The sequence below is a fragment of the Calditerrivibrio sp. genome (assembly GCA_026415135.1).
GTDB lineage: Bacteria > Chrysiogenota > Deferribacteres > Deferribacterales > Calditerrivibrionaceae > Calditerrivibrio.
On sequence record JAOAHS010000023.1, the window covers coordinates 1 to 2,466 of the forward strand.

The following is a 2,466-nucleotide window of genomic DNA, read 5'->3' on the forward strand; positions in this document are numbered from 1 at the left end:
TAGAACTTCATTTAAATGGGGCATACCTGTACCTGGTGATCCTAAACACATAATATATGTATGGATAGATGCCCTATCAAACTACATATCAGCATTGGGTTATCCCAATGTAGAAGATCTTTTTGGAAAATACTGGCCTGCAAACTATCATATTGTGGGCAAGGATATCCTAAGATTCCACACCGTCTACTGGCCAACTATGCTTATGAGTATCGGTATACCTTTGCCAAAATCTGTTTTTGCCCATGGTTGGTGGACAGTGGAAGGTCAAAAAATGTCCAAATCCTTAGGTAACGCTATTGATCCTAATTGGTTGGTGGAGAAATTCGGTGTAGATCAGATAAGGTATTTTCTGATGAGGGAAGTGCCTTTCGGATTAGATGGGGATTTTTCTTTTAAGGCACTGATACATAGAGTAAATAGTGACCTATCAAATGATCTCGGTAACCTATTAAATAGAACATTGGGAATGCTGGGTAGATATTTCGATGGTGTAGTCCAACCCTACACCGTATCAGATGAAGCAGATGATAAAATTGCCGATCAGATTATAAATACATTCAAAGAAATAGACAAAAACTTAAACGAACTTGCCTTTAATAAAGCCCTTATCGTTATATGGGATCTCATAGGAGCCCTGAATAAATATATTGACACCATGGCACCCTGGTCCCTTGCCAAAGACCCCAATAAAAAGGATAGATTGGGATCGGTTTTGTACACTGTACTCGATGGTATTAGAGCACTTTCTCTAATGCTGTATCCTTTTATGCCCAGCACAGCCTTAGAAATTAGAAGACAACTCAATACCAAAAGAGAGATCTATAAATCTACATTTGATGATCTATTAAAAGTAAGAGTCTTAGAGCATGGACAAAAGATCGGTGAAATTAAACAGCTTTTCCCAAGAATCGAAGAAGAAAAACTCCAGTTTGAAATAAAGAAAGAAACAGAAGAAACAAAACAAAGTGAAATGATCGATTACGACTATTTTTCAAAAATGCAGCTAAAAGCTGCTAAAATAATTGCAGCAGAAAAAGTTGAAAAATCAGAAAAATTACTAAAACTCAAAGTAGATCTTGGAAATGAACAAAAACAGATCATAGCAGGTATTGCTAAAAGCTATGCTCCAGAAGAACTTTTAGGTAAGACAGTGGTAATTGTATCAAACTTAAAACCAGCAAAACTAATGGGTCTAACATCAGAAGGTATGGTATTAGCAGCTTTTGATGGAGAGAAACACCATGTTGTAGAACTTCCAGATAATGTCCCAGCTGGGAGCATTGTAAAGTGATAATAGAAAAAAAAGATAGTTTTGAGTACAAAAGATTGATGGAGGAAATACAATTAATAAAAAAGTATAACCTATTTTTCACAGATACCCACGCCCATATCCATTTCAAAGAATACGAAGATATACATCTGTATCTCAAAAATTCAGAGCTACATGGTGTAAAAAGAGTTGTAACAATCGGAATCGATCTTGAAGACTCTTTACTAGCCAAAGAGGTCTCCACCAAACATGAACATATATATTTCACATTAGGTTTCCATCCCCACGATGCAAAAAAATTTTCTAAAGATGTGTTGATAGAGTATCAACAGCATATAAACGATAAAAAAATGCTCGCCATAGGGGAGATCGGATTAGATTTTTACAGGAATCTTTCAGATCAGGATACACAGATAAAAGTTTTTGAATATATGTTAGAATTTGCAAGGATAAACAATAAACCCATAATTATCCATAATAGAGATGCTTCAGAAAAGGTCATGGATATTATATCAAATACACAAAAGCCCAATGAAAAAATTGGAATAATCCATTGCTTTAATGGAGATAAGCTTTTCTTGAAATGGGCACTTGATTTCGGATTTTATATATCCTATGCTGGACCTATAACATTTAAAAAAGAAGATAACCTCAGGGAAACTATTACTTATGTTCCCATCGATAGACTCTTTGTAGAAACAGATTGCCCTTATCTTACCCCACTGCCATTCAGAGGGGAAATGAATGAACCTGCCTATGTTGTTTTTAACGCCTACACAATTGCTTTTTTAAAAAAGATTCCCCTTCTTAAAACTGCTGAAATACTCGAACAAAACTTCAATAACCTTTTTAGGACCTGAGATGTTTAGGATATTGCTGGTTGAAGATGATAAGTTTAGTGCATCAGGTTTGATAGATCTTCTCAAAAATGAAGGGTATAAGGTGGATCATGCTCTAAATGGTAAAACAGCAATAGAGCTATTAAAGGAAAACAGCTATCATCTTATAATAACAGATATAATGATGCCAGAACTTGATGGCATAAGATTCCTCCACAGGATAAGATCGATAGATATAGAAACACCTGTAATAGTAATCACCGCTTACGATACCACAGAAAACATCATGACTGTCTACGAATTAGGCGCCATAGAGATATTAGAAAAACCGTTTGATATAGACACATTTTTAGA

3 protein-coding genes are annotated in these 2,466 nt (G+C 35.2%); all 3 read left to right on the forward strand.

What is annotated here, in order from left to right:
* On the forward strand, nucleotides 1–1,294 hold a 1,294-nt coding region (gene metG / locus N3C60_03865), incomplete at its 5' end, for a methionine--tRNA ligase subunit beta (GenBank protein ID MCX8084039.1).
* Nucleotides 1,291–2,133 (forward strand): TatD family hydrolase, encoded by an 843-nt coding sequence (locus N3C60_03870; GenBank protein MCX8084040.1) that lies wholly within the window; start codon nucleotides 1,291–1,293, stop codon nucleotides 2,131–2,133. The genes metG and N3C60_03870, both read left to right, overlap by 4 nt.
* A 1-nt stretch (nucleotide 2,134) precedes the next feature.
* The coding region (locus N3C60_03875; GenBank protein ID MCX8084041.1) for a response regulator at nucleotides 2,135–2,466 on the forward strand (332 nt) is incomplete at its 3' end.